The organism is Tropicibacter alexandrii (assembly GCF_003667315.2).
GTDB lineage: Bacteria > Pseudomonadota > Alphaproteobacteria > Rhodobacterales > Rhodobacteraceae > Tropicibacter > Tropicibacter alexandrii.
The window spans coordinates 1-5,990 of record NZ_RCTZ02000042.1 but is presented as its reverse complement, the minus strand read 5'-3'; the positions used below and the strand labels follow the sequence as shown (position 1 = coordinate 5,990).

The window sequence follows — 5,990 nt, the reverse complement described above, 5'->3', positions numbered from 1 at the left end:
GCACTGAGGGGAAGGGAAGCAGACATTAGAGGCATGTATCAGGCGGGCGCGCCGTAAAGTTTAGGGCGCTTCGGTCTGGTTTTTGTCTCTGCGCTTTTTGACATTGATGGTATCTGAAGAGATATGTGGGCGACCTTGGTTCATTCGATGGATCAAACGCTGCATATCAACGCTGGTAGGGTTTCGGCTCGATGATCCAGTGTCAGCTTCACTGTTTGAGCGGCTTTCGGTTTCTGATGAAACCTGAAGCACAATCAAACAGATGACTTCCAATATGTGTCCGTTCCTAGCCGGGTGGACATAGCCGGGGCCCCCAAAGCACCGGTGAAGTATTGGAGATGTGCAGAGGTTCGAACGTCAAGGATAAGCTGGTAACAGCTTTTCAACTTGAGAGTTTGATCCTGGCTCAGAACGAACGCTGGCGGCAGGCCTAACACATGCAAGTCGAGCGCACCTTCGGGTGAGCGGCGGACGGGTTAGTAACGCGTGGGAACGTACCCAGATCTAAGGAATAGCCACTGGAAACGGTGAGTAATACCTTATACGCCCTTCGGGGGAAAGATTTATCGGATTTGGATCGGCCCGCGTTAGATTAGGTAGTTGGTGGGGTAATGGCCTACCAAGCCTACGATCTATAGCTGGTTTTAGAGGATGATCAGCAACACTGGGACTGAGACACGGCCCAGACTCCTACGGGAGGCAGCAGTGGGGAATCTTGGACAATGGGCGCAAGCCTGATCCAGCCATGCCGCGTGAGTGATGAAGGCCTTAGGGTCGTAAAGCTCTTTCGCCAGGGATGATAATGACAGTACCTGGTAAAGAAACCCCGGCTAACTCCGTGCCAGCAGCCGCGGTAATACGGAGGGGGTTAGCGTTGTTCGGAATTACTGGGCGTAAAGCGCGCGTAGGCGGATTGGAAAGTTGGGGGTGAAATCCCAGGGCTCAACCCTGGAACTGCCTCCAAAACTCCCAGTCTTGAGTTCGAGAGAGGTGAGTGGAATTCCGAGTGTAGAGGTGAAATTCGTAGATATTCGGAGGAACACCAGTGGCGAAGGCGGCTCACTGGCTCGATACTGACGCTGAGGTGCGAAAGTGTGGGGAGCAAACAGGATTAGATACCCTGGTAGTCCACACCGTAAACGATGAATGCCAGTCGTCGGGCAGTATACTGTTCGGTGACACACCTAACGGATTAAGCATTCCGCCTGGGGAGTACGGTCGCAAGATTAAAACTCAAAGGAATTGACGGGGGCCCGCACAAGCGGTGGAGCATGTGGTTTAATTCGAAGCAACGCGCAGAACCTTACCAACCCTTGACATCCCGCGCTACATCGAGAGATCGATGGTTCCCTTCGGGGACGCGGTGACAGGTGCTGCATGGCTGTCGTCAGCTCGTGTCGTGAGATGTTCGGTTAAGTCCGGCAACGAGCGCAACCCACATCCTTAGTTGCCAGCAGTTCGGCTGGGCACTCTAGGGAAACTGCCCGTGATAAGCGGGAGGAAGGTGTGGATGACGTCAAGTCCTCATGGCCCTTACGGGTTGGGCTACACACGTGCTACAATGGTATCTACAGTGGGTTAATCCCCAAAAGATATCTCAGTTCGGATTGGGGTCTGCAACTCGACCCCATGAAGTCGGAATCGCTAGTAATCGCGTAACAGCATGACGCGGTGAATACGTTCCCGGGCCTTGTACACACCGCCCGTCACACCATGGGAGTTGGTTCTACCTGACGGCCGTGCGCTAACCTTCGGGAGGCAGCGGACCACGGTAGGATCAGCGACTGGGGTGAAGTCGTAACAAGGTAGCCGTAGGGGAACCTGCGGCTGGATCACCTCCTTTCTAAGGATGTATCTAGTCAGAAAGACTTGTCTTTCTCATGATACACTTAGCAACGCTCCGGTACCTTTGCCGGAGCAACATCAGACGGACCCGGGTCGTCCTCATATCTCTTCAGAATAGGTCCTGCGCTTATGGCGCAGTGTTCCAAAGCATGGGGCCTTAGCTCAGCTGGGAGAGCGCCTGATTTGCATTCAGGAGGTCAGGAGTTCGATCCTCCTAGGCTCCACCACTTGGTCTGGGTCCACGAGAATGGGTCGGTAGCTCAGGTGGTTAGAGCGCACGCCTGATAAGCGTGAGGTCGGAGGTTCAAGTCCTCCTCGACCCACCATTCTCAGGAAATACCGATTTGATCATCGAGCACTTGAATAAAGTGTTGGATCATCCAATCGGATGAGCGGATCGGCAGACTTTCTTCGAAAGTCGCCTATTTCCGCTCCGGACACGTTCTTCGAACGTGCCGGGAATTGACATCGTATAGAGATAATCAATCAACATTGCTTGGTTGCCGCGCGTGAGCGGTAAACCTCAGTTGGTTCCACCGGATGGTGATGTGCCGCAAGGCATGGATCCAAGCCGATCAGTGGAAGGTTTTAGGTCCGTCTAGCCGGCGCGATCTGAGATATCCCTTCTGAAACGAGCAATCGTTGTCCAAGTCAAGTACACTAACCCGGTGCGATCTACGGATTGCACCAATAGTCCTCGCACAGCGAGGGCGGGAAAATAGTATGCTTTTGAGCCAGTAAGACGGATGCATCGGCAAAGATCATCCAGGCAACCCTGTGAACCAGCGGGGTCGTATCTGTCCTCAAGTAGCCGAAAGGCGGTAGGACGAATACAAAGCCTTGCTCTTACTGGATCAAATCAAGCGCGAGAAGGGCGTTTGGTGGATGCCTTGGCAGCAAGAGGCGATGAAAGACGTGATACTCTGCGATAAGCCGTGAGGAGCTGAGAATAAGCTTTGATCCACGGATCTCTGAATGGGGCAACCCACCTGAAAGTTGGTTATAATTGCTTCGGCAATTTATAATCGGCTTAACCAGGTACTTCTTACCTGAATACATAGGGTTTGAAGAGCAAACCCGGGGAACTGAAACATCTAAGTACCCGGAGGAAAGGAAATCAATTGATACTCCCCTAGTAGCGGCGAGCGAACGGGGACCAGCCGAGCCTGATAAGTGACCAGAATGCGTTGGGAAACGCAGCCATAGCGGGTGACAGCCCCGTATGGGAAGCTTTGAAGGACGTATTAAGTAGGGCGGGACACGTGAAATCCTGTCTGAAGATCGGAGGACCACCTTCGAAGGCTAAGTACTCCTTGCTGACCGATAGCGAACCAGTACCGTGAGGGAAAGGTGAAAAGCACCCCGACGAGGGGAGTGAAACAGTACCTGAAACCGGACGCCTACAATCAGTCGGAGGGACCTCGAGTCCTGACGGCGTACCTTTTGTATAATGGGTCATCGACTTGGTCTATCTAGCAAGCTTAAGCCGTTAGGTGTAGGCGCAGCGAAAGCGAGTCTTAATAGGGCGTCGAGTTAGATGGATCAGACCCGAAACCGAGTGATCTAGCCATGACCAGGATGAAGGTAAGGTAACACTTACTGGAGGTCCGAACCCACACCTGTTGAAAAAGGTCGGGATGAGTTGTGGCTAGGGGTGAAAGGCCAATCAAACTCGGAGATAGCTGGTTCTCCGCGAAATCTATTTAGGTAGAGCGTCATCCGAATACCCCGGGGGGTAGAGCACTGGATGGGTAATGGGGCCCCACAGGCTTACTGATCCTAACCAAACTCCGAATACCCGGGAGTACTAGATGGCAGACACACTGCGGATGCTAACGTCCGTAGTGGAGAGGGAAACAACCCTGACCTACAGCTAAGGCCCCCAATTCATGGCTAAGTGGGAAAGCAGGTGGGACGACCAAAACAACCAGGAGGTTGGCTTAGAAGCAGCCATCCTTTAAAGATAGCGTAACAGCTCACTGGTCTAATCAAGTTGTCCTGCGGCGAAGATGTAACGGGGCTCAAGCCATGAGCCGAAGCTTAGGATGCGCATAGCGCATGGTAGCGGAGCGTAGTGTGACATAGAACTCTGTCTCTTTAGCCTTCTCCGGAAGGCGTTGGAGACATGGGTTCTTTCGATGAAGCCGGGCTGTAAGGCATCCGGTGGAGAGATCACTAGCGAGAATGATGACATGAGTAGCGACAAAGAGTGTGAGAGACACTCTCGCCGAAAGTCCAAGGGTTCCTGCTTAAAGCTAATCTGAGCAGGGTAAGCCGGCCCCTAAGGCGAGGCCGAAAGGCGTAGTCGATGGGAACCAGGTTAATATTCCTGGGCCAGAAGGATGTGACGGATCGTGGCGACGCATGTTCCTTATCGGATTGGAGCATGTTCAAGACGGTTCCTGGAAATAGCCCTTCATGAGACCGTACCCTAAACCGACACAGGTGGACTGGTAGAGAATACCAAGGCGCTTGAGAGAACGATGTTGAAGGAACTCGGCAAAATACCTCCGTAAGTTCGCGAGAAGGAGGCCCGGTGTCTGATCACCGGGGGCACAAACCAGGGGGTGGCGACTGTTTACTAAAAACACAGGGCTCTGCGAAGTCGCAAGACGACGTATAGGGTCTGACGCCTGCCCGGTGCCTGAAGGTTAAAAGGAGGGGTGCAAGCTCTGAATTGAAGCCCAGGTAAACGGCGGCCGTAACTATAACGGTCCTAAGGTAGCGAAATTCCTTGTCGGGTAAGTTCCGACCTGCACGAATGGCGTAACGACTTCCCCGCTGTCTCCAACATCGACTCAGCGAAATTGAATTGCCTGTCAAGATGCAGGCTTCCCGCGGTTAGACGGAAAGACCCCGTGCACCTTCACTACAGCTTCGCACTGGCATCAGGCACAATATGTGCAGGATAGGTGGTAGGCTTTGAAACCAGGACGCCAGTCCCGGTGGAGCCAACCTTGAGATACCACCCTTATTCTGCTTGATGTCTAACCGCGGCCCGTTATCCGGGTCCGGGACCCTGCGTGGTGGGTAGTTTGACTGGGGCGGTCGCCTCCTAAACGGTAACGGAGGCGCGCGAAGGTTGGCTCAGAGCGGTCGGAAATCGCTCGTTGAGTGCAATGGCATAAGCCAGCCTGACTGCGAGACTGACAAGTCGAGCAGAGACGAAAGTCGGCCATAGTGATCCGGTGGTCCCAAGTGGGAGGGCCATCGCTCAACGGATAAAAGGTACGCCGGGGATAACAGGCTGATACTGCCCAAGAGTCCATATCGACGGCAGTGTTTGGCACCTCGATGTCGGCTCATCTCATCCTGGGGCTGGAGCAGGTCCCAAGGGTATGGCTGTTCGCCATTTAAAGAGGTACGTGAGCTGGGTTTAGAACGTCGTGAGACAGTTCGGTCCCTATCTGCCGTGGGTGTAGGATACTTGAGAGGAGTTGCCCCTAGTACGAGAGGACCGGGGTGAACGATCCACTGGTGGACCTGTTGTTGCGCCAGCAGCAGTGCAGGGTAGCTATGATCGGAAAGGATAACCGCTGAAGGCATCTAAGCGGGAAGCCCCCCTCAAAACAAGGTATCCCTGAGGACCGTGGTAGACCACCACGTCGATAGGCCGGAGATGTAAGTGCAGCAATGCATTCAGTTGACCGGTACTAATGGTCCGATAGGCTTGATTTGATCCAGTAAAAGCAAGGCTTGCTTATACAAGACATATCAAAAGCATACACACCAAAAGTCGAAAGACTTGGACGACGATCTTGATTGATGTTGCGCAATGGCACCTGGAATGGATGGGTGTGGCTCTCGTGACCTTTTGCAATGCAAAAGGCACTGCCGCCACTCACCAAACCAAGGAAATGCAGATTGCGCAGCAATCTGGTATTTCCTTGGTTTGGTGGCAATAGCGCGAGCAAAACACCCGGTCCCATTCCGAACCCGGCAGTTAAGTGCCGTAGCGCCGATGGTACTGCGTCTCAAGACGTGGGAGAGTAGGTCACCGCCAAACCTAGAAAATACCAAACATTATCTCTTATACGATCCACAACCAGCGCGGGATGGAGCAGCCAGGTAGCTCGTCAGGCTCATAACCTGAAGGTCGTAGGTTCAAATCCTACTCCCGCAACCACTTACAGAGAACAGGCCGC

At 53.4% G+C, this 5,990-nt stretch carries 3 tRNA genes and 3 rRNA genes; all 6 read left to right on the top strand.

Annotated features, from left to right (window positions below):
- Window positions 1-383 precede the first annotated feature (383 nt).
- Window positions 384-1,843, top strand: a 16S ribosomal RNA gene (locus D8Z78_RS24130).
- A gap of 153 nt (window positions 1,844-1,996) precedes the next feature.
- A tRNA-Ala gene (locus tag D8Z78_RS24125) sits at window positions 1,997-2,072 on the top strand.
- Between the two features lie 22 nt (window positions 2,073-2,094).
- Window positions 2,095-2,171: transfer RNA gene (locus D8Z78_RS24120), tRNA-Ile, on the top strand.
- A gap of 531 nt (window positions 2,172-2,702) precedes the next feature.
- A 23S ribosomal RNA gene (locus D8Z78_RS24115) occupies window positions 2,703-5,523 on the top strand.
- A 213-nt stretch (window positions 5,524-5,736) separates the two neighbouring features.
- Window positions 5,737-5,851 (top strand): 5S ribosomal RNA (rrf, locus tag D8Z78_RS24110).
- The 16S, 23S and 5S rRNA genes sit together here with 3 tRNA genes alongside, the layout of an rRNA operon.
- A 43-nt stretch (window positions 5,852-5,894) precedes the next feature.
- Window positions 5,895-5,971: transfer RNA gene (locus D8Z78_RS24105), tRNA-Met, on the top strand.
- The last annotated feature ends 19 nt before the right edge of the window (window positions 5,972-5,990 follow it).